The sequence below is a fragment of the Cupriavidus sp. WS genome (genome assembly GCF_000395345.1).
Lineage (GTDB): Bacteria > Pseudomonadota > Gammaproteobacteria > Burkholderiales > Burkholderiaceae > Cupriavidus > Cupriavidus basilensis_B.
Window position 1 is genome coordinate 37,577 of record NZ_AQPL01000048.1, and the last position, 26,857, is coordinate 64,433.

Here is a 26,857-nt window from a genome sequence, read left to right on the forward strand (position 1 = left end):
GCTCTTCATGTGAGCGGCATCTGCCAAGGCGACGCCTGGCCGACTTTGGTCAACTGAGGGGAGGCGCGGCTGGCGCTTCCCGACCCTACTGCGCCATCCGGCCAGTCCAATTGCTCTGACTGAAACCGCGACGAAAACGGCCGGCCGGTTTGTCCCTGCGATGGGTGCCCACACGTTGCATTTCACGTTATGCGATGCAGGCAAGTCATGAGAAAGTAGCAAATGAACTGCCTGCGCGGTCTTCTAGCCGAGTATGGAGAGGTCATGGCTAGGAGTCGAGTAGCGCTGGATAAGGCGATGCCAGGCATACTGGCGAAGCTCACGGAGCGCTTGCCGATGATGCTTATCGAGTCGCTTCGTGAGCAGTGGAATGGCCTGACGAAGCTGGATGAGCAGATTGCTGGCATCGAACATCGGCTGCGCGGCTGGATGAAGGAAGACAAGGCGGCCAAAGCCATTGCTGAAATCCCAGGTGTCGGGCTGCTGACGGCCACCGCTGCTGTGGCAGCAATGGGCAATGCGAAGGCATTCAAATCTGGCCGGGAGTTCGCTGCTTGGATTGGCTTGGTACCAAAGCAAACAGGCTCGGGTGGAAAAGTAACGCTGCTCGGAATAAGCAGGCGAGGTGACTCGTACCTGCGGACCCTACTAATCCACGGGGCGCGCGCTGTTGTGTACTTGTCGAAGGATCCAGGGGATTGGATACGACAGATGAGCCAGAGGCGACCAAAGAATGTAGTGGTGATTGCACTGGCCAATAAGATGGCGCGGACGATTTGGGCGGTGCTGGCTCACGACCGTTCATATCGACGAGACTACACCAGTGTGAAACCCGCATGAAGGACCGGCACAGCTAGAGTTAGAGTAAGGGGGCGAAGGCTTCCCAACAGGTTGCGCAGGCAATCGCGTGTGATGACGAATACAGGTAGGACCGGGACTCGCTAAGCCTGGACAGTTCGTAGAGCCAAGAGCTCGCTTGACGAATGAGGCGCGAGTCAGCGCATTTCATAGGGGGCCGTAGCCATGAGCTGCAATAAGCCCGGATATAGACATGCAACCCATCCTGTAGAAGTTGAATGTGCGAACCTTGCGCAAAGGGAGGCGCTCATATAGACGAGCTGTGGGCTTTGATCGAACCTTTGCTGCCGCCGCCGAAACCGCGACGCAAGAAATATCCTGGCCGTCTCCCGGTTTCGAACCGGGCTGCACTGAACGGCATCCTGTTCGTGTTCAAGACCGGGATACGCTGGTGCCATCTCTCGACCAAGTTGGGATTCGGTTCGGGCCCGACTTGCTGGAGGCGCTTGCGCGACTGGCAGAAGGCCGGCGTGTGGAAGCGTTTGCACGAGTTACTGCTGGCGAAGTTACGCGAGGCCGGCGAACTCGATTTTTCACGAGCAGCCGTCGATTCATCGTCGGTGCGAGCCGTTGGGGCGGGCGAAAAACTGGCCCGAGCCCCACGGATCGCTCGCGACCAGGTTCCAAGCATCACATCCTCGTCGACGCGAATGGCGTCCCCATCAGTGCAATCCTGACCGGCGCCAACCGGAACGACGTCACCCAATTGCTGCCGCTGGTTGACGCCATCCCACCAATTCGCGGCGTACCCGGCCGGCCGCTTCAGAAGCCCAAAGTCATCTACGCAGACCGTGGCTACGACTCCGAGCCACATCGTCAGCGGCTTCGCGAGCGCGGCATCAAGCCGGTGATCGCCAAGCGCCGGACTGAACACGGCAGTGGTCTGGGTAAGTTCCGCTGGGTTGTTGAACGTACTCATGCGTGGCTTCGCAACTTCCGTCGTCTTCGCATTCGCTTCGAACGTCGGGCCGACATTCATGAGGCTTTCCTCAAACTCGGTTGCTCCCTCGTCTGCTGGAACATCTTCAGGCGTACCGAGCGGTCATTTTGAAGTAACGGGCAGCCATGTAACTGCAGGCGTGTCCCCGATGCCCGGCGTCGATCCGTCCGTGAAGGGTGGGTGAGTGAAGGTTCTGGCCGTGACCAGTAGTAAGCGCATTCCGCAACTGCCCAATTTCCCCTCGGAAAGGGGTCGCTTCAGAAAACGGAAAATATTGCACGCTAAGCCATGGGAGCCCCGGCCGAGCGCCGGTTATCGGGCCGCGAAGGCCTGATTCATCTGGCGCGCCCGCTTGACCTCGTCGCTTTGCAGATAGATCGAGGTCGTGGCAACCGAAGCGTGACGAAGATTGTCGCGCACGCTGGTCAATTCCGCGCCGCGCGCCAAGGCATGGGTGGCATGGGTATGCCGCATCCAGTGTGGGCTAGCCCGGCGCAGCTTGTCGGCAACTGTTGGGTTGTCGGGCACAACCACATCGGCGGCCTGGCCAAAGAAGCGCCGCATCACGTGCCAGAGGCGGGTCCCGGTAATGCTGGCCGCTCTATCCAGTTCCAGGCTCGCGAGGAGGGGCGTCTTGGGATCCCAGCGAGCCGGCGTCACCGGCAGCCCCCGTTGCACCAGGTACTGGTCGAGCGCCGATCGTGCCAGTGGTGGAAGCGCCACTTTCCCAGGCCGACTCCCCTTGCCGATCAAGTGCAGCCAGTGGTCGTGGTGTTCATCAACATGGATGTCGCCTAGCGTTGCGCCAACCAGCTCGCTGGCGCGCAAGCCGGTGGCATAAGCGAAATCCAGGATAAAGCGCAGGCGCTGGGCCGCGGATGCATCCCAGCCATAGGACCACTCCAGGCCGTCGGCAATGGTACGCACCAGCAGCCATTCGCCCTCGGTAAATCCTCGGGAGGTATCGAGGGCGGCGACGCGAGTGCGGCCACGTACCTTGATCCCGGCAAACGGATTGGCCAACACGTAGCGTTGCTCGATCAGCCAGCGGAACAAGGCGCCCAGCACCGACAGCGCGTATGCCGTGGAGCGGGCCGAAAGCGCTCGTGCAAACGGGCGCCAATCGGGGGCACTACGTGCTCGCGGTGGCCCGACCCACCGCTCGCGCGGCGCCGGCCGCCTCAGGAAAGCGCGATAGGCGATGGCGTCCTCAGTCGTCAGGGATGACAGTGCTCGACCGCGTTCTACGATCGCCCACAGAATCAGGCGCTCGGCCTCCTTCCGGTAGGCGCGTTGCGTGGTGGGGGCCTCATGCAAGGCGAGCCACGCCTGCACCGCCTCGTAGTCGTTGGAGGCGTCGAGCGTGCAGGCCTGCCGCGGCGCCCGGAAGTTGCCCCGCGAGCCGTCCACCTCGTGCGGCAGTCGCAGCCGCTCCCACGGAACCACCGCGCTCGGCGACGCGGTGACGATCAGCGCGCGCGCCCGCTCGGTCAGTTTCGGGTGCGCGCCAAAGAAGCCCTCGATTTGCCGCGCACTGGCCTGCCCCAATCCTGCGATCGCGCTCCACCAGCGGCGCCGGCGCGGCACCCGCACGGTCAGGTCCGACAGCGTCTGGATGCCGTGGGCGCGCAGGGCGCGAACGGCCCGGGGTGCCAGCCAAAGCCCAATGTCGTCCGTAACGTGCGGCTGGGCGGCAGGGAGGGAGCGCAGGACCTCGATCGCGTGGGCCACGGCGCTCGCCTGCGGTAGCCGTTCGCTCATGGGCTGCTGGAACAGGTTGGCCAGGTCAGCGCGCTGGCGGTGCTGCGCGAATGCGATGAGTTGCCGGCGGATTTGGCCGAGGATGCCGCGCGCCGATTGACCGGGCGCCTTGGCATGGGGCAGATAGCGCTCCACCGCCGCTCGAGATGAGAGGCCCGCGTACCACGCGCGCAGCGCGGCAAGCGCAGCCTCATCGGGGAAGTCGGGGGATTCGGAGACGCTGGAGAGTGGGGGCCGGGTCTGGCGTGTTTTCATGCTTGCCAGTTTAGGTCGAAAACCAATCCATTGCGATAAGAAGGATTATCTGAATAGATCGTATAGACTGCTGATTTTTTGGCCGAAACCCGCCCTCGGAAACCGGTGTCGTGCCCCGGCACCGCGGATTCCTACGCATTGTGAACCACTGGCATGCCACGCCGCACTGTCCTTTCCACCTCCGAGCGGGAGAGCCTGCTCGCGTTTCCTGATAGCGAAGACGAACTCATCCGTCATTACACGTTCAACGAGTCGGATCATGCGCTGATCCGGCAACGCCGTGGCGCCGCGAATCGGCTGGGATTCGCCGTCCAGCTCTGTTACATGCGCCATCCCGGCATCCTGTTGGCCGCCGGCGAGGCACCGCCGCAGGCATTGTTGCAGTGGGTTGCGCAGCAACTGCGCCTTGCGCCCACGCATTGGACGGACTACGGGCGGCGCGATCAGACCCGAAGGGAGCACCAGGCGGAGCTGCAGACCGTGCTTCGCATGCGCCCGTTCACCATGGCCGACTACCGCGCCGCCGTCCAGTCGCTGTCGGAGCTGGCGCAGCAAACCGACAAGGGCATCATCCTCGCCACGGCGTTGATCGATTTCCTGCGCCAGCAGTCGCTGCTGCTGCCGGGCATGAACGTGATCGAGCGCATTTGCGCGGAGGCCGTCACGCGCGCGACCCGCCGCATCTACCAGATACTGACCGAGCCGCTCACGGAACACCACCGGCTACAGCTAGATCATCTCCTGCAGCGCCGACCGGATGGGCGCCTGACCTGGCTCGCCTGGCTGCGGCTGCCGCCGGGCAAGGCCAGCTCCCGCCAGATGTTGCAGCATATCGATCGCCTGAAGAGGTTGCGGGCCGTCGGCTTGCCGGAGGGGATCGACCGACTGGTTCACCAGAACCGGCTGCTCAAGATCGCCCGCGAGGGCGGTCAGATGACGCCCCATGATCTCGCCAAGTTCGAGCCGCAGCGCCGGCACGCGACGCTGACCGCGATCGTGGTCGAGGCCTGCGCCACGGTGACCGACGAAATCGTCGATCTACACGACCGTATCTTGGGGCGTCTGTTCAATCTGGCGAAGAAGAAGCACCGCGAGGAATTTCATCTGTCCGGCAAGTCGATCAATGACAAGATCCGGCAGTACTCGAGAATCGGGCGGGCCATCCTGGAGGCGAAGGAGCGCGGCGGCGATCCCTTCGAGGCGATTGAAGCGGTGATGCCCTGGCAGGTCTTCACCAAGAGCGTCACCGAAGCCGAGCAGCTCGCCCAACCTGAGGCGTTTGACTTCCTGCATCTGGTTGGCGACCATTTCTCGACGCTGCGACGTTACGTGCCCGAATTCCTTGAGATCCTGAAGCTGCGCGCCGCGCCGGCCGCCAAGGATGTGCTGGCCGCCATTGACACCATCCGAAAGATGAATGTCAACGATGCGCGCAAAGTCCCGGCCGATGCGCCCACGTCTTTCATCAAGAAGCGCTGGGAGCCGCTGGTACGCGCCAAGAACGGCATCGACCGTCGCTACTATGAGTTGTGCGCGCTGGTGGAACTCAGGAACCGCTTGCGTTCCGGCGACATCTGGGTGCAGGGCTCGCGGCAATTCAAGGATTTCGAGACGTACCTGTTGCCCGCCGAGAAGTTCGTCGCGCTCCGACAGAGTTGCCTGCTGCCGCTGCCGATCGCCACTGATTGCGACTGCTACCTGGATGAGCGACGCCGATTGCTGGAACTGAAGCTGGCCACCGTCAATCGGCTAGCCACCGCGAACAAGCTGCCGGACGCGATCATCACCCAGTCCGGCCTGAAGATCTCGCCGCTCGACGCCGCCGTTCCAATGGAGGCGCAGACCTTGATCGACCAGACCGCGCTGATGCTACCGCGCGTCAAGATCACGGAGCTGCTGCTGGAAGTCGACGGATGGACCGGATTCACCCGCCATTTCACGCACCTGAAGACGGGCGAGCCGGCCACCGACAAGACGCTGTTGCTCACGACTGTGCTTGCCGACGCCATCAATCTCGGTCTAACCAAAATGGCGGAATCCTGCCCGGGCACTACCTACGCCAAGCTGTCCTGGCTGCAGGCGTGGCATATTCGGGACGAAACCTATACTCAGGGCCTGGCCGATCTCGTCAATGCACAATCGGCCCATGGGTTCGCTGCGCATTGGGGGGACGGCACGACGTCGTCGTCAGACGGTCAGCGCTTCAAGGCCGGCGGCCGAGCCGAGAGCACTGGGCACGTCAATCCGAAGTACGGCTCTGAACCCGGCCGGATGATCTACACGCATATCTCGGATCAGTACGCGCCGTATCACTCCAAGCTGGTCAACGTCGGCATCCGTGATTCGACCTACGTGCTCGACGGCCTGCTGTACCATGAGTCCGATCTGCGGATCCAGGAGCACTACACGGATACCAACGGCTTCACCGATCACGTCTTCGCCCTGATGCATCTGCTCGGGTTCCGGTTCGCGCCCCGGATCCGCGATCTCGCAGACACGAAGCTGTACATCCCCGGCAGCCCAGACGACTATCCGGCGTTGGCTCCGATGATCGGTAGCGCCTACAAGGAGAAGCTGATCCGGTCACACTGGGATGAAATCCTGCGCCTGGCCACGTCGATCCGACAGGGCACGGTGACCGCCTCATTGATGTTGCGAAAGCTCGGCAGCTACCCACGACAAAATGGCCTCGCAGTGGCGCTTCGCGAGCTAGGCCGCATCGAGCGGACATTGTTCACGCTGGACTGGTTACAGGACCTGCAATTGCGCCGTCGCACCCATGCGGGCCTCAACAAGGGCGAGGCCCGCAACGCGCTGGCGCGATCCGTCTTCTTCTACCGTCTTGGCGAAATTCGCGACCGCAGCTTCGAGCAGCAACGCTACCGCGCCAGTGGGCTGAACCTGGTCACGGCGGCAATCGTGCTGTGGAACACCGTCTATCTCGAACGTGCTGTGCAGGCACTGATGGGCCGTGGCATGCCAATCGATCCAGCCTTGTTTTCTTACCTGTCCCCGCTGGGATGGGAACACATTAACCTGACCGGCGATTACGTGTGGCGCCAAAGCAACAAGCTACAGGCAGGGAAGTTCCGGCCGTTACGGCTGCCGGAGCGCTGAGTCGCTATAAGTGCTCCGATCGCATCAATGGCCACGCACTATGCCAGTCGCTACGGTGGTGGTACCCATGCGCCGAACAACGCTGGCGCCATGGATAGATTGGAGCGCTTTGCAGCAGAGACGGCGCTTACCGGCCTACCTGCTCGACGTCACCAACTACGAGTCATGCCAGAACGCCATATCGAAAATCTCTAGATCGAGATCGGGTCCATCGCAGGAAGCCCCAAGGACACCGTTGCATCCGCGGCAACCGTTCGCTATGAATAGATGAGAAGCCTCAATTGGAAATTGGAACTCGTGTTGCGACGTGCGCTCATTCTCGATGACGATCCCAACGGTGCTTCCGCACTGTGTGAACTGTTGCGGCAATCCGGGTGGGACGCCCAGTGGTGCGACGACGGCGAGGCGATGATGCTGCTTGCCGCGGGCTTTCGGCCGCAGTTGCTCGTGCTCGATCTGGACATGCCCCGAATCACTGGTTTGGAGGTTGCCCGGCGCCTGCGTGCACAACCCTGGGCACAGCAAGCCGTGATCGTCGCATTCAGTGGCGGGCGCGGCGACAAAATGCCAAGCGCAGTCATGGAGGCAGGCTTCGATCATTTCTGCCCCAAGCCCTACCGTCCCGAGTACCTTGAATTATGGGGCGCGCCACGTAGTGGCTCGGGTTGACGGAGCGTGGTTCTTGGTTTGCCGGGCGCGTCAAGCCGGCCGAAAGGCTAGGCAGCGATGACATTTCGCGCGCGTTTCGGTCAATGGACCATGACGCCGACAAGCGGATCTTCTTGAAGTCGGTCGCGGCAACGCAGCAGCGGCTGGTCGCTGCCCGGCGCGACCATGGCCGCCACCTGCGGCGCCATGTAGCGCAGCAGCCGCACCACCAGGGCACTGGCGTAGCTGTACCGCGCCGCATGCGGCTCCCTCGCGCTGATGGTGACGGTGCCGAAGAAGTGTTCACCCACGACGAAGACAAAGGTGGCCGAGCGGGTCACTGAGTGTGACGCGATCAGCGGCCCGCCCGGGGCATACGCTTGGAAGCGCTGGTCTCCCGTGCCGGTCTTGCCGGCCACCGGCAGCGGCGCGCCGCCCTTGCCGGGCATCACGAATGCGCCCCGGATCGACCTGGCCGTGCCCCCCTCCACCACTTCCAGCATGGAGCGCCGCACCAGGGATGCCACTTGGGTCGGCAGCAGTCGCTTGCCCGGCGCCGGCTGCAGGACAAAGCGCGTGGCATAGGGAGTGTTGACGGCAAAATCCAGGCTGCGCACCGTGGCCGTCCGAGTGGCCACCCCGCCGTTGAGGAGGATGCCGGCCAACTTCGCCAGCGCGGCGGGTCGGTCGCCCGAGGCGCCGATGGCGGTGGCATACGACGGGGTCAGCGAATCGAAGGGGTAGCCCAGGCGCTGCCAGCGTTTCGTAATGCGCTGGAAGGCGACCTGTTCCAGCAGGGTGCGGATGCGGTTGTCCTGGCCTGACTTGCTGCGCGAACGGAACAGCCAGCGGTACACCTCCTGGCGCACGACGGTGCTGTCGCGCAGGATCTGCGCCAGCGTCGCATCCGGATGGTTGCCCAGGTATTCCACCATCCACAGCTCCAACGGATGGATGCGTGACAGGTAGCCGCGGTCATTGAGGTTGAACTTGTCGTGGCCATACTTGCGGTAGAGCGCCGGCAGGTCTTCGCCAGCGAGTTGCTTGTCCGTCAACCGCGAGCGCATGATGCGGATAAAGCTCCCTTCATCCAGGTCCGGCCGCGCGCTCAGCAGCGTCACCGACAGGCGCACCGCGGAATAGTGCGGCGTGCTCATGCGCACGCGGCCAAGCAGGGTTGCCAGGCGTTGGTCCGAATTCTTGCCGCGGTAGTGCTGGTAGAAGCCGGTCATGTAAGCGCTGCCCTCCTGGTCGGGAAAGCGCTCCAGGTACGCGCGGCGCTCGGACGAGTTCCGGTCTTCGAAGATGTCGCTCATGTCGGGCCTGGCGTGGAACATCTCATGGCGCACGATGTCGCGCATCAGGCGGATGAAGACCAGGTTAACCGAATGCTGGAAACCTTCGCGCACGGTCATGATGCGCTCGCCTTCCCAGCGCTCGAAATTGCTGAAGCTCTGCCGTCCCCCGCCGGTAAAGAAGGCTTCGCCCGGGTTGCCGGAATACTTGCGTTCCAGGGCCGCTTCCAGCATCGGCGTCAGTTCGCGCTCCGCCGGCGGGCGTGCGCAGCTTGGCGGTGGATCCCAGGTTGAAGCGCGCCCCGCTGTTGACGTCGAACGGCTGGTCCACGTTGTCGGCCTGCACCCGCACCACACTGGCATTGCCCACGCGCTCGAACAGCGTGAAGCTGGCCGTCAGCTTGGACGGGTCATCCTGATCGCGCAGCAGGTTGTGGCCGTACAGGTCCAGGCCTCGTCCTTGTCGCGCAAGCGCAGCAGGGTATCGGTGACAATTGCGCTGGGCCTCGCGGTTGATGGTGCTGTCCGCGGTCAGGTCCAGCCGGTCCATGTCATAGCGGCTATCAACGCCTGTCACCCAGCCGATGTCCGCGCGCACGCGGTTGACAGCCTTGCGCGTGACGAAGGGCTCCGGCTCAGGCTTGGGTGGCGGCGCCGCCTTGGCCAGCGGCTGCCGCAGCGCGGCGTCGCGCAACGCGGGCGTGATGATGCGGTTGGTCGCCAGCAGGCGCAGGTAGCTGCCAGTCAGCGCCTCGAGGTTGGTGTCGTCGCGGCGCAGGTGGTAGGAAGGCCGGCGCTGCGCGATGATCAGCGACAGCGCGCGCTTGAACGCCTGCGCCTTGTGGCCGGTGGGCGCGTTCGGGTCCATCTGCGTCATCAGTCGGTTGGCCTCGGCGAAATCCTCGCCATACCAGACCCACAGCGCATCGCCAATGCCGTTGACCTCGCCAAAGCCCACCCGTGCCAACAGCGGCACCGTGTTGAGATAGTTGACCACGATGCGTTCGCGCGCGCGACGCGTGTCCCGCCCGTCCAGGTAGGCGCGCAGCGAGGCCGAGGCCATCTGCCGGAACTTCTCCGCGATCGACTGCGTGCGACCTTCCGGCGAATGCCGATACTTCTCGGTCTGCGTGGCCAGCGTGCTGCCGCCAGGCGATTCGTGCGACTTGTCGGCCAGGCGGATCACCTGGTCCATCACCGCCCGTGACAGGCGTTTCCAGTCGAGCGCCGGGTTCAGGTCCGGGTACTCCGGATTCAGCAGCCCCTGGTTTTCCACGAACAGCAGCGCGCCGACCAGTACCGGCGGCACTGCCGCGAAGTTGTCATACTGCCGCTGCGGATAGCGCTCAAACACCAGCGTCAGGCCGTTGCAGTCGCGCAGCGCCAGGCCTGCCTGGCTCTTCTCCAAGATAGTGCGCCTGCCATTGCGAATTGCGCACTTCGTTTGCAACAAGGCCGTAGGCGACATAGCCACCCCCGCACAGGGCGACCGCCACGCCTGCGCGCGACACTTCTTGGCTATCCGAAATGCTACCGGCGCCCGTCGGCACGGGGAACATGCCGGCTCCAAGCGCAAGCGAGGCGGGCTGCCTTCGCGCGCACCGCCTATCTTATTAATATTGCAAAGCGCAGGCGCGCTGCAAGCGCGTGGCCGCGCGCCACGCTACCAGCCGCGATGGGCCGGGCTGAGCGCGGGCTGATCCCCCACCGTATGCCGGGCGGGCACCTGTGGCGGCGCGATAAGGGTGTGCGCCGGCGTCGCCATCCAAGTGCGCTAAGCTATTAGGGGCGAAGCCCGGCGGGGCCTCGGATCGGTAGGCTTTGTGTTCACACCGCACGCTCGCGGAGGCAGGACCACAATGGCACCAAAGAGGAGGGAGCATGAACACGCTGACCTACACACTGGTCACCTACCGTCCCGATGGCGCCAATCAGAGCGCACACGACATTGTCGTCAGCCGAGACTGGCAAGAGGTGGTGCGCCGCACCGCGATCCTGCTCGACCAGAACGCCACGCGCGAGAGTGACCAGCCATGGAAATTCTACCTGCTGGTGGATGGTCAGTTCGCCGGCGCCTACACGCAAGAACGGCTGGTGAAGGCGGCGACCACCACCTATCCCGGCCGGTGCGAAGAGGACAAGCCTTTGGCGCCGCCCTCGTGAACCATTTAAATTGGATCAGAGGCACGTCGCTTCAGGCTGCAGCGCCTGCATTCCGTACGGGGGTCGGATTCGGCAAGACGCCGCCTCCACTGCATAGGAGACATCGCCATGCACACGACCAAGAGCGATTCGCGATTGGCGAGCGCGAGTGAGATCCGCGAGATTGTGGGCCCCGTTGACGATGAAGTGATCGCACGGATCCTGGACATCGAGCCGACCGTTGAGGATGTGCGGCGGGCCTGCGAATGGTTGCGTGCCGACGAGCCTCAATTGCGCAACCCTGAGTTCATCTCGGGACGCAAGGCGGAAGAGGTGTTCGAAATTCTGGACGACGAGTCGCCGGATTTCGATTCGTCGGGCCGCCCAGGGTAGCCGCCGGTCCGGGCATGGCGCGCCCGACGCTCGCTCCACGGTCCGAGCTCATGGGGCCATCAACGCAAACGATAGGCCGAGTGTGGCGCCTGACGCCGGCCGCATAGCCGGCAACGCGGATGAACCGGATAGCCGCGCCGCGAATCGCGTGCTTCGCGACTTTGTAGTCCATCGAAATCTGCCTACACTGGCAACAAATCGGCACAGCGACGGTGTTCGCTGGCAACCTCGGTTTCTCTCCTGGTTATCGCAATGCAACAGATTGACTTTCCCCGCACCGAACCGCGCTTTCGTGCCGCCGACTTGAGCCTCGAATGCGCCGCTCGCGTGGACGGAACGCCCGCATGCTATGCCATTACCGCGGAGGCGCTTGAGGATCACTTTGGGGCGTGCTCGCATCGGCCAGAGGATCTGGTACAGGCCCTACAGGGACACCGCGATGATATTGAAAGCGTCGCACGCACCCTATTCGACTTGACTGGATCACGCAACATCGTGCTGCACAGTGGGCATTTCCGTTTCGCCCTGTAACGGCCATGCATTGGGGATCGGATTGGTTGGGCGCGCTTGAACCGGCCCGGCCAGGGCACCCGACACACGACCACTTGGCTCCCACATTGCGGGGATGTCGTGAAACTGCTGGTAAGATACCAAAACATCGCCGAGGCCTCGCACGCGCGGTGCGAGCAAATGCTCACCGAGTCTGCCGCGCACTATCTCAAGCGTCATCTCAAACGGTTTTTGGCGGAACGGGTGCTGCTGCGCGCCGATCTCGCGATGGACGCCGCCCACCTCTCCTATCATGTCAGGCTGCGCCTGGCGGTGCCGCGGGGCACGTTAGTCAGCACAGAAGACGGGAAGTCGATCCGAAGCGCGCTGAGGGCGTCGTTCGTCGACCTTGAGCGCCAGATCGAGCGCCACCTCGCACGCCTGCGCAGGGAGGATACTTGGCGGCGCAAACAGCGCCGTGAGGGGCTGCGACGACTGAAGGCCGCCACCGCGGCGGCGACCCCGGCGGAATCGGCACGTTTCGACGAACAGGTTCGGGCACTGCTGTCGCCGCTGCAACGCTTTGCGCAGCGCGAACTTTCCTATCTGCGGGCGCGCGGCGACTTGGCAGAAACGGATCCGGCGCTGGACGATGTGGTCGACGAGGTACTGACTCGCGCCCTCGAGCGACTGAACCAGGCCCCGCAGGTGGTACTGAGCGAAGATGAACTGCAAGGGCTCGCGCTGGCCGTGCTGGAAGCTGAGGTTGCGCGGCGGCGCAGCGAAGAAGGCCGCTGGGTTTCGCTCGAGGCCAAGGCCACGGTTGTGCCGGCACGCTCTCATGATGACATTGATGACGCGGTATTCGAGTACTGGCAACCGGATGAGTTGCTGCGCATGGAAGATGTGGTGCCTGACGCTGCCATTAGCCCGGACGTGGTAGCCGCCCAGAACGAATTGCACGAGATCGTCGGCAAATTGCTGTCGCAGCTGCCTAACCAGTGGCGTCGAACTGTGCTGCTAGCACGCGTGGACGACGTGCCAGTGCGCAACATTGCGCGCTTGCTGAACACACCGGAAGGCGAGGTACGTAGCTGGCTGGATCACGCCGATGCCTTTCTCAAGGCCAAGCTCGAAGAGGACGGGCTGCAACCCGTGAGTGGGACTGGCCAGAAACGACACGGGCGAGCAAGTGGCGGTACCGAGACAGGGGGCCAACTGGCTGACACCTGAGCACATGTCAGGATTGGATGGGCACGCCGGGTCAGATAGTGGCAGGGGCGCGATTGATCGGCGTCCCACATGTAGGTTCCAAGGCGAGTCTGAGCTTGATACTGTGTAGATTACCTGTGCATCACGCAAATCCCGTTCCAGAGGGAGAGGGCCGGTCTGACGGATAATCAAGCCATGCCACCTCCTCGCTGCACCCGCCAACCCGTCCAGGCCAACCCTCGTTTCCCATTTGCCGACCCAACCTGATCATGCCCGACCTGCAACCGGAGCCGCTTCGCGGCCTTGCCGCCTTTCTCCAGCAGCGCCGAACCGCGCTGACTGAGAGGTGGATGGGCGCTGTATCTGCGGATGAAATCCTGACGGAGGCTGACCGGCTGACGTACGAACAGCTCGCAGACCATCTGCCCCAGATTATCGACAGCATCTGCGTGGCGCTCGAGGCGGAAGATCTCGACCAGGCCGAGCCGGCAATCGGACGGGGTGCGCGTCAGCACGGCAATGTGCGCTGGCGCCAGGGTTACCAGATCGTGGAACTGGTGCGTGAGCTGGACCTGTTGGGTCAGGTGCTGGATGACGCGCTCGACGAATATGCGCAGTCGGTCCCGAGCTTCAGCCGGCAATACGAAGCCCGCGCGCGTCGCCTGATCGATGAGGCGCGCAGTTTCGTGACGCTGACATCGATCCGGGAGGTCGTGTCCGAGCGCGAGCGCATGATCGACCAATATACCGCTCGCCTCGAGCGCGCCAATGATGAGCTCGAACTCAGGCAGCGGCTGCTAAGCGAGCTGCATGATTCGCGCATGCAGATTACGCGCAGCGTCGTCCACGACCTGCGCAATTTCCTGAACGCGTTTTCGATTGCGCTGCAACTGATCTCCCGTGCGCCGGCGAAAACGGAAGCCGGCGTTGCATTGGCGAGCCGGCAGGCTGCTGACATGAAGCAGCTGGTCGACCAGATGGTGGAGTATTCAGTCGTCCTCGGAGACGTTTCACACGTCCTCCCCGAGACTGTTGACCTGGGCGAGCTATTTGACGAACTGGTGGCGACTTCACGTCCGCTGTTTGAAGCCAAAGGCTTGCGGCTTGAAGCCGAGCGTGACCCCGGGTTGAGTTCCGTTCGCTCGCACCGGCTCCGGCTGAAGCAGGTGGCGACGAATATGCTGTCGAACGTCCTGAAATACACGCCCGAGGGAGAGGTTCACCTGACGGTGGGCGGGGTGGACGCGGATCACTGGTATCTGCGGGTGTCGGATACGGGCGTGGGCATCGCGCCATCTGACCAGGCCCGCGTGTTCAACGAATTCGAGCGGGCGGCAGACGAGGACATCCCAGGCGCCGGACTGGGACTGGCAATCGTGAAGGAGCTTTGCCGGACGCTTGAGGGCGTCATCCATTTCAAATCGCGTAAAGGGCACGGCACAAGCTTCGAGATCCATTTTCCGGTGAGGCTCAGGGAGCCGGAGGCAACAGGCGGGGGCTGAATGCGGCCGGTGATCACCTGTCGGTGAGATTGATGAAAAGGGCGCGAGTGCGTTACTGTTCTACTGATGGGTGGCAATGGTGGTGCGTTCGTTTGCGCTGGCGATTGTTATAATCTTCGCGGCCGGCCACTATCGTCTCGAACATCGTGAGCAGTGGCTCAGGAATCTCGACCACGCCAAACGGCGTCTTGGGACCGGCCGCGGCGCCAGCGCCCTTGTCCGGTAGGCTGTACTGGACCCGACCCAGCGACCAACGGATCGAACGTCCACTGCTCTACCAGATGAGCTAATGGCCCGGCTCGCACGATATCCGCTCGCCACCAAAACTTTTCTTACCTGCTTGCTCTAGCCAATGTCGATCGTGCGGCTCGCGGAGCGAGCTGGCTCCGATTTCGGCACGGTCAACGTGAGCACACCATTGTCAAACTTTGCCAGGGCGTGATCGGGGTCGGCGTTCTCCGGCATGGGAATCGTGCGCACGAAGCTTCCATAGGCGCGCTCTAGCCGGTAGCAGCCATCTTCCTCGCTGCGCACGTCCTGCTTTTTCTCGCCGCGCAGCACGATCGCCCCGTCCTCGACGCTCACGTTCAGGTCTTCGCGCTCCATCCCTGGCAATTCGGCGGTCACGCGCAGCACCTGCCCTTCGTCGACCACGTCGATGCGCGGCTGGAAGCGCGAAGAACTGAAGTCGCCAAACCATCGCTCGAGCGCACTCCGGCCGGCAAACGGGTCATGAAAGAACTCCTCCACTGCGCGCCACGGTTCGCGTGAGAACAGTCGCGGAATGTCAGGCCAGGAGGCACGCCACTGCTCGCTCCCCGGCGGGCCTTCCAGGCTGTCCGGATTGGACTTGCGGGCCGCTTCACGAAGGAACTTGAAGAGATTCCACTTCTTCGGATCGGTGTTCATCGTATCCTCCACTAAGGGTCTGGCGGGAGAACCGGACTCCAGTCGGTGTCAGCCGCATCGTCGATGATCTGTTGGCCATAGGATCCCACTGATGTGCGGTTTCCTGACGGTACACCAATAGCGCAACCGGGGAAAACTCCATGAAGACATCTCACAGATGGCAGCCACAGCAGGATCGGTATGGGGGCGTTTTCTTGCGGGCACCCCAAATTTGACCGCGGCGTCGGCCGGCTTACTGCTTGGCGCCCGCTTCTTTGAACTCAACATCCTCCACGTCCTTGTCACTCTTCTCGGCGCTCGCCTCTTTCGCGTCTGCTGCGCGACCGGAGCCAGTGTCCGGCTGAACCTGAACGTCCGCATAGACCTTTTCGCCGAGTTTCAGCGAGGCCGTGGCCAGGGCCTGCGCCTTGGCGTCGATCTCGGCTTTGTCGGAGGTCTTCACTGCCGCCTCAAGCTCCTTGATTGCGGATTCGATCTTCCCCTTCTCGTCCGCGTCCAGCTTCTCGCCGTATTCGGTCAGCGCCTTGCGCGAACTGTGTGCCAGCGCGTCGCCGTGGTTGCGCGCATCGACCAACTCCCGCTGTCGACGGTCTTCGTCAGCATGAGCCTCGGCGTCCTTCACCATGTGCTGGATCTCGCCTTCAGACAGGCCGGAGTTGGCTTTGATGGTGATCCGGTTCTCCTTGCCAGTAGCCTTGTCCTGCGCCGACACGTGCAGGATGCCATTAGCGTCGATGTCAAACGTCACCTCGATCTGCGGCATGCCGCGCGGCGCCGGTGCAATGCCCTCCAGGTTGAACTCGCCCAGCATCTTGTTGCCCGTAACAATCTCGCGTTCGCCTTGGTAGACCTTGATGGTCACCGCCGCCTGGTTGTCGTCGGCCGTAGAAAAGATCTGAGAAAACTTGGTCGGGATGGTGGTGTTCTTGGTGATCATCTTGCTCATCACGCCACCTAGGGTCTCGATCCCCAGCGAAAGCGGGGTGACGTCAAGCAACAGTACGTCCTTGCGATCACCGGCGAGCACCGCGCCTTGGATCGCCGCCCCCACCGCCACTGCTTCGTCGGGGTTGACGTCCTTGCGCGGCTCGCGGCCGAAGAACGCTCTGACCTTCTCCTGCACTCTGGGCATACGGGTCATGCCACCCACCAGAATGACGTCGTCGATCTTTTCCACCGAGACACCGGCGTCCTTGATCGCGGTCCGGCACGGCTCCAACGTGCGCTCGACCAGGTCTTCGACCAGGGCTTCGAGCTTGGCACGCGTGAGCTTCAGGTTCAAATGGCGCGGCCCGCTGGCGTCGGCCGTAATGTACGGCAGGCTGATTTCCGTCTGCAGGCTTGACGAGAGCTCGATCTTGGCCTTCTCCGCGGCTTCCTTCAGGCGTTGCAGCGCCAGCACGTCCCGCGACAAGTCGACCCCCTGATCCTTCTTGAATTCGCCGATGAGGTAGTCGATGATGCGCTGGTCGAAGTCTTCTCCGCCCAGGAAGGTATCACCGTTGGTCGACAGCACTTCGAATTGCTTCTCGCCTTGCAAGTCAGCGATCTCGATGATGGAGATGTCGAAGGTGCCGCCGCCGAGGTCGAACACGGCAATCTTGCGGTCGCGGCTTTCCTTTTTGTCCAGCCCGAACGCGAGCGCCGCCGCGGTCGGCTCGTTGATGATGCGCTTGACGTCCAGCCCGGCGATGCGCCCGGCATCCTTGGTCGCCTGGCGCTGGCTGTCGTTGAAGTAGGCGGGCACCGTGATGACGGCTTCGGTGACAGGCTCGCCAAGATAGTCTTCGGCGGTCTTCTTCATCTTGCGCAGCACCTCAGCCGAGACTTGCGGCGGGGCGAGCTTCTGGCCTTGCGCTTCGACCCATGCGTCGCCGTTGTCAGCCTTCAAGATTGTGAACGGCATCAGGTCGATGTCCTTCTGCACTTCCTTTTCCTCATAGCGGCGGCCGATCAGCCGCTTTATGGCAAACAGCGTGTTCTTTGGATTCGTGACGGCCTGCCGCTTGCCGGGTGCGCCGACGAGGATTTCGCCGCCGTTCACATAGGCGACGATCGACGGGGTCGTGCGCGAGCCTTCGGAGTTCTCAATCACTTTGACCTGGTTGCCTTCCATCAGCGCCACACACGAATTCGTGGTGCCGAGGTCAATCCCGATGATCTTGCTCATGATGTCCAAGCGCCTGGCGCTTCCTGGTAGGAAATTCCCTGTCAATCCACGGCCGTATGGGACTCGCCGCACGCCTTGCGGGTCTCGTCAATACTCCAGCTCCGATGACACCGCGGCGGCTTTGCCGTGGTCTTTCGGCATCTCTGCCACGGTCGCGTCCGTGGTCAGAATCAGTCCGGCGACTGATGCCGCGTTCTGTAGTGCGGTACGGGTCACCTTGGTTGGGTCAATCACGCCCATCTCGAACAGATCGCCGTATTCACCGTTGGCCGCATTCCAGCCGAAGTTGCCGTCATGTCCGAGTACCCGGCTAAGCACCACCGACGCTTCCTCGCCGGCATTGGCTGCGATCTGCCGCAGCGGCTCCTCCAGGGCACGCAGCACGATTCGGATGCCGGCTTCCTGATCGGCGTTGGCGCCCTGAAGCGGCGCAAGCTGGGCGCGGGCGCGCAGCAGCGCGACGCCGCCGCCCGCAACGATGCCTTCCTCGATCGCGGCCCGCGTGGCGTGCAGAGCGTCTTCGACGCGCGCCTTCTTTTCCTTCATTTCCACCTCAGTGGCGGCGCCAACCCGGATCACCGCTACGCCACCGGCCAGCTTGGCGACCCGCTCCTGCAACTTCTCCTTGTCGTAGTCGCTGGTGGCCTCGTCGATCTGCCGCCGTATGGCCTTGATGCGGGCCTCGATTGCTGAGGGTTCGCCCGCGCCGCCGACGAGGGTCGTGTTCTCCTTCTCAATTTCGACGCGTTTGGCATGCCCCAGATCCTCCAGCACGACATTCTTGAGCTGCTTGCCTGTCTGTTGCTCGATCAGCGTGCCACCGGTCAGGATGGCAATGTCTTCCAGCATGGCCTTGCGCCGGTCGCCGAAGCCCGGTGCCTTCACCGCGGCGGCCTTGAAGGTGCCGCGCAGCGAGTTGACGACCAGGGTCGCAAGTGCCTCGCCTTCCACGTCTTCGGCCACGACGAGCAACGGCTTGCCGGTCTTGGCCACGGCCTCGAGCACCGGCAGCAGATCGTGAATGGCCGAGATCTTCTTGTCATGCAGCAGGATATACGGCTCTTCGAGCATGACGGATTGCTTCTCGGGCTGGTTGATGAAGTAAGAGGCCAGATAACCGCGATCGAACTGCATGCCTTCGACCACCTCCAGCTCGCTCTCCAGCGACTTGCCGTCTTCAATCGTGATGGCCCCGTCCTTGCCGACCTTGGCCATCGCGTCAGCGATGATCTTGCCGATCGCCGCATCAGCGTTGGCGGAGATCGCGCCGATCTGGCCGATCTCCTTGCTCGTAGTGCAGGGCCGGCTCAGCTTGCGCAGCGCCTCGACGACCGCGCTCACGGCCAGGTCCATGCCGCGCTTCAGATCAATCGGATTCAGGCCCGCCACCACGTCCTTCATGCCCTCCTGAACCATCGCCTGGGCCAGCACGGTGGCGGTCGTGGTGCCGTCGCCGGCCACGTCGGATGTCTTGGCCGCAACCTGCTTGACCAACTGGGCCCCCATGTTCTCGAACTTGTCGCGCAGCTCGATTTCCTTGGCGACCGACACCCCATCCTTGGTGATCAGCGGGGGCCCGAACGATCGCTCGAGGACCACATTGCGCCCCTTGGGGCCGAGCGTGACCTTGACCGCGTTGGCCAGCAGGTTGACTCCCGCCACGATGCGGCGGCGCGCGGACTCCTGAAATTGGATCTCCTTGGCTGCCATGATGAGACTCCTCGCGAGACGCTAGTCTTCGGTTCCTTCCTCTATTCAACGACGCACAGAATGTCCTCGTCACGCATCACCAGCACCTCCTCGCCTTCAAGCTTGACGGTGGTGCCCGCATACTTGCCAAATAGCACGCGCTCGCCGATCTTCACGCTCGGCGCGCTGACATGGCCATCGCCCAGGCGCTTGCCGGGGCCGACAGCCAGGACTTCGCCCTGGTCCGGCTTTTCGGCGGCGGCATCGGGGATGACAATACCGCTGGCCGTCTTGTGCTCTGCGTCCAAGCGTTTGACGATGACGCGATCGTGTAGTGGACGGATGTTCATAGCCTTGCTCCTCGTCCCATCACTGTGATCATGAGCGTGTCCGGCCGATCGGGTCGTGTCCGGGCCGCCGTTCAGGGCATTCACGTGTCAACGCCGGCGTCCGGATTCAAGCCACAAGCATTATTGGCGCGGAACCGATCCTGGCGCTTCACTGAATGGCCGGCACGGTGCCGAGCTTCTCTGCCAGCATCCGCTCATATACGCCAAAATGCACATCCACCTCGGCCTGACTGACGACGACAATGTCAATCGTGATCTGCTCGGGCGCCAAGCCGAACATCGTGGCCAGTGCCACTTCCAGGTGGGGGGCCGCCACTCTGTCCTTTTCGAACGTCGTGCCGATGCTGATCACGTAAGCATCGCCTTGCGCCGTGACGTCGACCAAACGGGCCCGCGCGCTGAGGTTGTTATCGATCGCGACTGTGACCAACTCCGCTACGCGCCGCGTCCGCTCGGTAGGAAAGCCGCGCGTGCACTTGAGCCGCACCCGATGCCTGCCTAGCGTCACCCACTCAGAATCGAATTCCATCGAAGTCTCCATCTCGGGAAGTATTTGCCGCGAACATAGAGGCCAGTCCGGCGATTTCAAGACCTCAGCGTCGCACGTGATTCGCTGCCGTTGCAAGCCAGCACCGCGCGTTCCAAGTGCCGCCTATGCCAGGAAGGACCTCGGAGGCGCTACCTTGCATGGCCAGCTGGAATCTCCCAGCTGAGCGCAGCAGACTCACGCGAGTCTATGCCCTTGACGCAGCTCGCCATCTTCCGCTCACTTCACCTCGATCTTCTTCACCGCAGATTGCGACGAGCCGGTCTTGGGTAGACGCAGCGTCAATACACCTCTGTCGAACTTCGCATCGATGTGATCGAGGTCGATGCTATCGGGCAGCGGGATACTGCGCATGAAGGCGCCGTATGCCCGCTCCAGGCGATAGCAGCCGTTTTCCTCGCTCCGAATGTCCTGCTTCTTCTCACCTCGCAATACCAGAGCGCCATCTTCGATAGTGGTCTGCAGATCCTCGCGATCCATGCCGGGCAGCTCCGCCGTGATCCTCAGCGCCGTGCCATCATCGACGACATCGATGCGAGGTTGGAAGCGCGAAGAACTGAAGTCACCGAACCATCGATCCAGGCCGCCGAAGCCCGCGAAGGGTTCATGCAGGAACTCGCCCATCGCACGCAGGGGATCGCTTGAAAACAGCCGTGAAACGTCGGGCCAGTCCGGTGTCCAGTGCCTTGGCGCGGGAACATTCGAGGACTCGCCCGTCGGCTGCCTATCCTCTGTCGATTTGCGTAGGAACTTGAATGGGTTCCATTTGCCCAGGTCTGTTTTCATCTTGTCCTCACCGATGTATGTCCAGCCCATTTCCGCGGGTACTGCGGTGGCGCCCTTGCAGACGCCACCGGTACCCTGCGGCGGCAACTCACGCCACGTTGACTGCAATGCGGCGCGGACGCGCTTCGTCGCGACGCGGGATCGTCAGCTTGAGCACGCCGTCCTGCAGGTTCGCCTCGATCTTCGACGCGTCAAGGTCGGCACTTAGCGAGAAAGCGCGGGCGAAGTGAGGCTGCCGAATCTCTGCGTGTTGCACCCGCAGGCCTTGGGGCGTGGGCACGACCGCTTCCGCCCCGATATGGAGGTTGCCGTCGTGGACATTCACCTCAAGCTTGTCCTTGGTCACACCCGGAAGATCGGCCCAGAGGGTGACGCCGTTGCTGTCCTCGACGATGTCGACCGCGGGAAGCAGGGTCATCGTCGGCGTGGACCTGTCCTCCTGACCTGTTGTCACCGCGTTCTGGTTGCGTTCGGCCACTTGGGTAGTCTCGTTCATGGCATTCTCCTCACGTTATTGGACCGTGATCGCCCGAGGCTTTGAGGCTTCGCGCTTGCCGACACTGATAGAGAGGCAGCCGTTGGCATAGCGCGCCTGGACTTTGTCGGGGTCGGCGCTCTGTGGCAATTCGACCACACGCCGGAACGTGCCTGTGAATCGCTCTTGCGCGTACAGTCGGACCTCCGGATCATCCTCCGCTTGCGCCGCTTCGCGCTCGCCGCTGATGGTCAGCAAGCCCTTGTCGATCGACACCTCGAATTTGTCTGGCTTGAGCCCCGGTGCGAACGCGACAATCTCGATGGAATCGTCCGTGGCGCCGATATTGACGGGGGGAAATGCCCCGAAACGGCCGGAGCGGAGGCTGGATGGGAACCCGCCGAACAAACTCGCCATCTGCCTCTGCATGCGGTCGAGTTCGCTGAAAAGGTCGGTCCCAAAGAATAGATCACTCATGGTCGTATCCTCCTTCGATGCAGCAAGGAGGCGAAGGGGCATACGCGCTCCCATCCACCTGCCAAGCTGCTGGCAAACAAACAGAAACACGCAGCGCGCAACGGTCGCGACTGCCTGAGCGAAAATAAAATAGTAATTGGGCAGCGAAATTTCAAGGGGCTAGCTTGCGCCGTTTGGACATCGGCCGATTCGTGCTGCCCCCGGTCATGGTTGGGCAGATTCGCTTACATTGCATCACCGGGGTTGCTTCCGTTACACGGCGCCACATCTATGTGCCGCATGGAGCGTATTTGTCGCGCCGCCTGGCGTTGGAGTAAGTGCCTTACCTGATGCTTGCTTTCGCAATCACGCCTTTGACGCATTGCAAGGCCAAGCCGCCCCAGCAGAGACGCACAGTTCGACTGGGATCCTGCCTTGTGGCGTGGCTCGCTGGATAACGATGGCCGGATCGGCACGTCTCACGCAGGTCGCAGTCCGCGGACACAGATCAACCGGCGGGGCAGCTCTATGCGCTCCTAGCGCCACTTTAAGTTTGTGCCCTACACGGCGGCGCCGGCTTGCCTCTCGTTGAGCAGAATTGGCTGAGTCGTAGAATGTGGCCGCGGACGTCCGGTGTCTCCGCCCGGGACACTATCTTCGAATTCTATGGTTCAGGTTCGTCGCCCGGTAGTTGGCGCCCGGCGGGGACTAGCGATCGCTTAGCGTGCAAAATTTTCCGTTTTCTGAAGCGACCCCAGGAAGACCGAGCCATTGCGCAGCGCCACCCGCAGGGCAAACAGCGTCCCCCACTCGAAGGCGGCCAGGGCGCGCTTGCGATCCAAGCCCTCCAATGCTGGCTGCCAGGCGCGTCCCAATCGAACCATCACCCGATCGGGGAGCCAGTCGGCCCTGCGCGCATAGAGCTTGCGCAGCACCTCCATCGCCTCGATCACCGGGTGGGCCGACTGTGCCGCAAATGGCAAATGAACCAGTCTGCCCAGCATGGCTCGGGCCAGCCGGTGTCGCGACAGGAGTTGCGCACGGATCAGGCTGGCACGGCTCGATAGATGCTGACCAACTGCCTCGTCAGCCAGAGTGCTCAGTTGCTGACAGAGCGCATCCCGTGTCAGCGTCTCGTCTGCGACCAGCGCTTTGACGGCGGCAGCGAATTCCCGCAGCTTGGTACCGGGGTCCGGTCGGCCCGCGTCAATTAGGCGTCCGGCATCGTTGACGCATTTGCGAATCCAATGCCGCAGCATGGACGACAATTGATCCGTGGCCGTGCACAAGGCATAGCGTAAAAAGCAAGCCGATTCCAGGCGGCGGGACCGTTGCGCGACGCGCTTGCTGACCGACGCCGGGCGGTTGGCACAGCGGCGCGCATAGTGCCGCACCACCGCCTCATTGCAGGCCGCCGGCCAACCTCTGTGGATGCCCAGCTTGTACAGGCGGTCGATCTTCTCAAACAACTCGCCCATCTGATGGGTCGAATTGCGTAGCGGGACAGCCCACAGCCATTGTTGTAGGCTCGGCCGGTCGTTTTCTGGCCGCGGTAGCAGGGTACCCCACGCATCGAGGGAGGCCTCGCCGTAGGCCTGCACCAGCGCGTCAGCCAGAGCCGACTCGAATGCCTCTCCGGCCTGGCTGATCAGCCGCTTCAGCGCCCGGTCATGCGGAATCAGGATGCGATGCTCGTAGAGCCAGCGCTTCAACTCGTGCAGCAGGTCACTGCGGCTCGGTTGCCCTGCCAGCCGCTCCTTGAGCCAGCGCGTCACGTAACGTCGCTGATGCTCTGCCATCGGGCTGAACCCCAGGGCTTGATAGGCCAGCATCTGGTGGTCCACCAAGGTATCGGTGCGCCCGTCATACAGCGCGTTCAGCGTGCCCATGTCCGGCGGCGTGATGCCGAGTTGCGCGCCCACAGAGGCCCAGAGGAATTTGGGCACCTGCTTATAGGCATCGAGAGTGCGCCCCGTCATGCGGACAAAGCCGATGTGAACGGCACAGGCTAGGCGATACAAATGGCTGCGCCGCGCGTCGATCAGGGTCCGCTCTTTGGCGGAGAAGGTGAAGAACGTGGCAAGCTCGAACTCGCTGAGTTCGCGCGGAATCTGCCGCATGCCCAGATACGCCAGTTGCCAGTGATCCATCGCGCTCTCCCAAGCGTAAGACGGACCGCTGAGATTATCGGCAATGAGACCGGGACGCAACGTTTCGACACAATAAGTGCACTATGAGGCAATCGCACCCAACTCGCGACAGCAGACAGCAACTTATTGATTTACCGGGGTATTTTCCCGGACGCCGCCCGGAAACCCGCGTGAATGCTAGGGGTGGCTACCCCGGTAAATTGCAGCGAAATCAAGGGGACGCCTGTCCGCACTGCACGGCTTCATCGACGCGGACGCATGCATTGCCCCTTACGATGTCAGGATGACGCCGGATCGCGCCACGGCCATGCTGAATGATCTCCCCGTCGTGATGGCCGGCGCGAAGTGGCCGGCCCACTTCGGCGAAGTCTTCCTGGCGGGGGGCGAGCAGTATCGCCGCGTGATGAGGGCGGCGGTCACCAACCGAAACTCCGCGCAGCAGCTGACGCGACTCAATGAAACCCGGGGCGGTATCGGCGAGCAGCGCTCCCAGCTCGGCCAGTTCCTGAGGCATATCGCTCTCGAACGTTCGGAGCGTATCGAGGTGCTGCCCAACGGCATGCCCTGCTACCGGCGAGCCGAGCGATTCGTTGTTGGCGACCGAGTTCGGCTCCGCTATTCGCATCTCCCTGGCGTCCCTGCTAGATTGGCCACCATCCGCCGAATCTTCGACGGCCCCTGCGGCCTGACAGCCGAAGCCGATGTTGAGGAGCCTGCGCGTGGCGGTGGAATTGCGATCGTTGGTCGTTGGGTCTGTCTTCGTCACCTTCAACCAGTTTGACCCCGGATCTTCTGTCGCAGTTTCGCCGCGGAGCGGCGCATAGGTATGGGGGAGCACTAATTCAGTATATAACTCTACTCGGTGGGGGCAGCGCCTTGTAGAATGCTCAGGCCTTGCTTTATGCAGCGGGAAGCTAAACTATATTGCGTAGGGCGGTACCAGGTGCTGCACGCTCACCCTAATGGAGAGGACGAAAACAATGCGTTGGCAATTATTCCCCGGCGTGACCAAGCCCAAAATCACGACACATCACGTCAATAATGGGCTGCAACGTAGGCCCCCGAAAGGCGTGCTGCTCGCCTTCGTTGGGATAGCGGTCGCCCTGGGTGCAGCAACCATCTATGGCATCGCCCATGAAACGGTGAAACGCTCGGAAAGTGCAGGAGTCGTAAAATCAGTTCGCCTAGTTGAACACGGATGGAACGACATATCTGCCGTGGAAACATCCACAGGGATATTTCTCGTGTCCGGTATATTTCACGCCATCATCGGTAGCCCCGCGCGACTGGAATTCCGCGGAGACGGCAGCGTCCATTTATGCGGTGCATTGCAACAGTGCAGGCCCCTGCAGTAGCTCTGCCTGCGCGGTCGTTCATCTGACCTGTCGCCTCGCATGCTGTCGTTGCGCACGAAATCGACATCGGCTTCACGCCAATGACTGAACGCTCTCTTTGGCTTTCCTCCCCGACTGCAGCATTCGCTGAATGGCAAGCACATCAAGGCATGGGTGCGGACTGCCGTCCATTCTCAGCCCGCTCGGTAGTCCAGCATCGAGCAATGTTCGATCGCTTTCAGCGGCTCCTGCACGACTGCGGCGTGACCGTGACCAGCTTCGGCGCCAACCACATCGACTCCCTCTGGCAAACGAAGGGGGGCTCGGCATACAGCCCAGCGACTCAGATGCGCTATCTGAAGCTACTCGACCGGTTGTGTCGGCATCTGGTGTACATCGGCATGCGCGATAGCAATCCGGCTAAGGATCTCGTGCATAGTGCGCGGTGGCCCAACGAGGATCCCACTCCTATCTACCTGCCACCGGAAGCAGATGGGCGCCTCCAAGCGTGGGTACAGCCTTCGCTCAATGACGATTTGGCACAGTTGCGGGCTCGCGCCATCGTTGCGCTGTTTCTGGGCACCGGCATTACAGCAGCGGAGGGCCGTGGCGCGATCCAGGCGAACCTGCAAACGGCGGCGAGCCCCCCACACCTGCGGGTCCCTCGCCGCGGAGCACGGGATGCCCGCACAGTCTCTCTTCCCCAATTTGCAGTACCCATTCTGGAGACCTGGTCGGCCCGCCGCGCTACCCATCCTATTGCCGGCAACCTGCTCTTCTCGCTCACGAGCCTCGGCAGGCCCATCACCGACATGGGCCTCGGCCGAATCGTGCGCTCCGCGTTGGTGGCCATCGAGTTCGAGGCTGACGACATGAGCCCGCGAATCCTGCGCAACACTTTCTGCCGCCGGCAGCTACTTGCGGGACTTGATCGCATCGAGGTCAGCGAATTGCTTGGGCTAGTCAGTACCCGCACAGCTGACCGAATTGCCGCGACAGTGGGCACGGATTGATCGCCGAGATTTGGCCAGTGGCTGCGGCCAGCGCGCTTGTACCACGTCAGGACCTCCAGCGCGCGCGGCTGGCGCCAGGCTGGCCAGCGCAACCACATTGCGGGTGATTTGGGTCTGGTCGCCCGCCGCGCTAGCGACGATCTGGCCAACGGCAACCCGGTCGACGTGGGTCTGTTCTTACGACGACCGCCGGTGGTGACCAGCACGCCGTAACGCCACTGGTCCTGCAGCCCAAGCCGCCACCGGACGCCGGCGCCGAGCGCGCCTGCACGGCCGCGCGACGGCTGATGTGGACTTGTTCGCGTGCTGCGTCGCCGCCAGCCAGCCCAGCGGCCATGCCGACTAGGTGCGCGGTGGCGGCGATAA

The 26,857-nt window shown here is 62.7% G+C and carries 19 protein-coding genes and 3 pseudogenes; 11 read left to right on the forward strand and 11 right to left on the reverse strand.

Annotated elements, in window-relative coordinates:
• Nucleotides 1-219: 219 nt before the first annotated feature.
• Nucleotides 220-840 (forward strand): annotated as a pseudogene (locus tag K206_RS41355) (IS110 family transposase); the annotation flags it as partial.
• A 236-nt stretch (nt 841-1,076) separates the two neighbouring features.
• Nucleotides 1,077-1,909 (forward strand): IS5 family transposase gene (locus K206_RS41360; protein ID WP_231401553.1). Its coding sequence is split into 2 segments (ribosomal slippage): nt 1,077-1,440 and nt 1,440-1,909, totalling 834 coding nucleotides; the frame shifts between segments, so codons are not numbered across the junction.
• Between the two features lie 201 nt (nt 1,910-2,110).
• Here the strand turns inward: K206_RS41360 and K206_RS0104930 are convergent.
• The gene (locus tag K206_RS0104930; RefSeq protein WP_020201299.1) at nt 2,111-3,814 is read right to left on the reverse strand and encodes a phage integrase family protein; all 1,704 of its coding nucleotides are present in this window, start codon (nt 3,812-3,814) and stop codon (nt 2,111-2,113) included.
• 153 nt (nt 3,815-3,967) lie between these two features.
• Here K206_RS0104930 and K206_RS0104935 point away from each other — a divergent pair, with 153 nt between their 5' ends.
• Entirely contained in the window at nt 3,968-6,931 is a 2,964-nt protein-coding gene (locus K206_RS0104935) for a Tn3 family transposase (RefSeq protein ID WP_020201300.1), read from the forward strand.
• A gap of 267 nt (nt 6,932-7,198) precedes the next feature.
• Nucleotides 7,199-7,600, forward strand: a complete 402-nt coding sequence (locus K206_RS41365) for a response regulator (RefSeq protein WP_081651317.1) — start codon at nt 7,199-7,201, stop codon at nt 7,598-7,600.
• Nucleotides 7,601-7,680: 80 nt separating this feature from the next.
• Here the strand turns inward: K206_RS41365 and K206_RS44745 are convergent.
• A pseudogene (locus tag K206_RS44745) lies at nt 7,681-10,433 on the reverse strand (transglycosylase domain-containing protein).
• Between the two features lie 322 nt (nt 10,434-10,755).
• On the opposite strand from K206_RS44745, the gene K206_RS0104945 reads away from it, so the two are divergent.
• The 5 genes from K206_RS0104945 (at nt 10,756) to K206_RS0104960 (ending at nt 14,612) form a co-directional block, all read left to right on the forward strand.
• Nucleotides 10,756-11,037, forward strand: coding sequence for a hypothetical protein (locus K206_RS0104945; RefSeq protein WP_020201301.1), 282 nt, complete (start codon nt 10,756-10,758; stop codon nt 11,035-11,037).
• A gap of 108 nt (nt 11,038-11,145) precedes the next feature.
• Nucleotides 11,146-11,409 carry a hypothetical protein gene (locus K206_RS0104950; protein WP_020201302.1) on the forward strand — a complete coding sequence of 88 codons (264 nt, stop codon included), beginning with the start codon at nt 11,146-11,148 and terminating at the stop codon, nt 11,407-11,409.
• Between the two features lie 252 nt (nt 11,410-11,661).
• Complete coding sequence (locus tag K206_RS41370) at nt 11,662-11,940, forward strand: DUF1488 domain-containing protein (protein WP_081651318.1); 279 nt, start codon at nt 11,662-11,664, stop codon at nt 11,938-11,940.
• A 99-nt stretch (nt 11,941-12,039) separates the two neighbouring features.
• Nucleotides 12,040-13,131 (forward strand): sigma factor-like helix-turn-helix DNA-binding protein, encoded by a 1,092-nt coding sequence (locus K206_RS37510; RefSeq protein ID WP_020201303.1) that lies wholly within the window; start codon nt 12,040-12,042, stop codon nt 13,129-13,131.
• Between the two features lie 248 nt (nt 13,132-13,379).
• Nucleotides 13,380-14,612: a sensor histidine kinase gene (locus K206_RS0104960; protein ID WP_020201304.1), complete on the forward strand. Its 1,233-nt coding sequence runs from the start codon at nt 13,380-13,382 to the stop codon at nt 14,610-14,612.
• Nucleotides 14,613-14,957: 345 nt separating this feature from the next.
• On the opposite strand, the gene K206_RS0104965 is transcribed toward K206_RS0104960, so the two are convergent.
• The 9 genes and pseudogenes from K206_RS0104965 to K206_RS37515 all read right to left on the reverse strand — a co-directional run.
• Nucleotides 14,958-15,521, reverse strand: coding sequence for an Hsp20/alpha crystallin family protein (locus tag K206_RS0104965; protein WP_020423673.1), 564 nt, complete (start codon nt 15,519-15,521; stop codon nt 14,958-14,960).
• A 232-nt stretch (nt 15,522-15,753) separates the two neighbouring features.
• Nucleotides 15,754-17,691, reverse strand: a complete 1,938-nt coding sequence (gene dnaK, locus K206_RS0104970) for a molecular chaperone DnaK (RefSeq protein WP_029043251.1) — start codon at nt 17,689-17,691, stop codon at nt 15,754-15,756.
• 87 nt (nt 17,692-17,778) lie between these two features.
• Nucleotides 17,779-19,401: a chaperonin GroEL gene (gene groL / locus K206_RS0104975; RefSeq protein WP_020201307.1), complete on the reverse strand. Its 1,623-nt coding sequence runs from the start codon at nt 19,399-19,401 to the stop codon at nt 17,779-17,781.
• A gap of 41 nt (nt 19,402-19,442) precedes the next feature.
• Nucleotides 19,443-19,730 (reverse strand): co-chaperone GroES, encoded by a 288-nt coding sequence (locus K206_RS0104980; protein ID WP_020201308.1) that lies wholly within the window; start codon nt 19,728-19,730, stop codon nt 19,443-19,445.
• 148 nt (nt 19,731-19,878) lie between these two features.
• Nucleotides 19,879-20,259: a hypothetical protein gene (locus K206_RS0104985; RefSeq protein WP_020201309.1), complete on the reverse strand. Its 381-nt coding sequence runs from the start codon at nt 20,257-20,259 to the stop codon at nt 19,879-19,881.
• A gap of 237 nt (nt 20,260-20,496) precedes the next feature.
• Nucleotides 20,497-21,063 (reverse strand): Hsp20/alpha crystallin family protein, encoded by a 567-nt coding sequence (locus tag K206_RS0104990; RefSeq protein ID WP_029043252.1) that lies wholly within the window; start codon nt 21,061-21,063, stop codon nt 20,497-20,499.
• 88 nt (nt 21,064-21,151) lie between these two features.
• Nucleotides 21,152-21,559, reverse strand: a complete 408-nt coding sequence (locus K206_RS0104995) for an Hsp20/alpha crystallin family protein (protein ID WP_020201311.1) — start codon at nt 21,557-21,559, stop codon at nt 21,152-21,154.
• 15 nt (nt 21,560-21,574) lie between these two features.
• Nucleotides 21,575-22,015, reverse strand: coding sequence for an Hsp20/alpha crystallin family protein (locus K206_RS0105000; protein ID WP_020201312.1), 441 nt, complete (start codon nt 22,013-22,015; stop codon nt 21,575-21,577).
• A gap of 734 nt (nt 22,016-22,749) precedes the next feature.
• Nucleotides 22,750-24,144 (reverse strand): annotated as a pseudogene (locus K206_RS37515) (DUF4158 domain-containing protein); the annotation flags it as partial.
• A 307-nt stretch (nt 24,145-24,451) separates the two neighbouring features.
• On the opposite strand from K206_RS37515, the gene K206_RS43600 reads away from it, so the two are divergent.
• Both K206_RS43600 and K206_RS0105015 read left to right on the forward strand, forming a co-directional pair.
• On the forward strand, nt 24,452-24,925 hold the full coding sequence (locus K206_RS43600; protein ID WP_020201314.1) for a hypothetical protein: 474 nt from the start codon (nt 24,452-24,454) through the stop codon (nt 24,923-24,925).
• Nucleotides 24,926-25,702: 777 nt separating this feature from the next.
• Entirely contained in the window at nt 25,703-26,491 is a 789-nt protein-coding gene (locus K206_RS0105015; RefSeq protein ID WP_020201315.1) for a site-specific integrase, read from the forward strand.
• Nucleotides 26,492-26,857 lie beyond the last annotated feature (366 nt).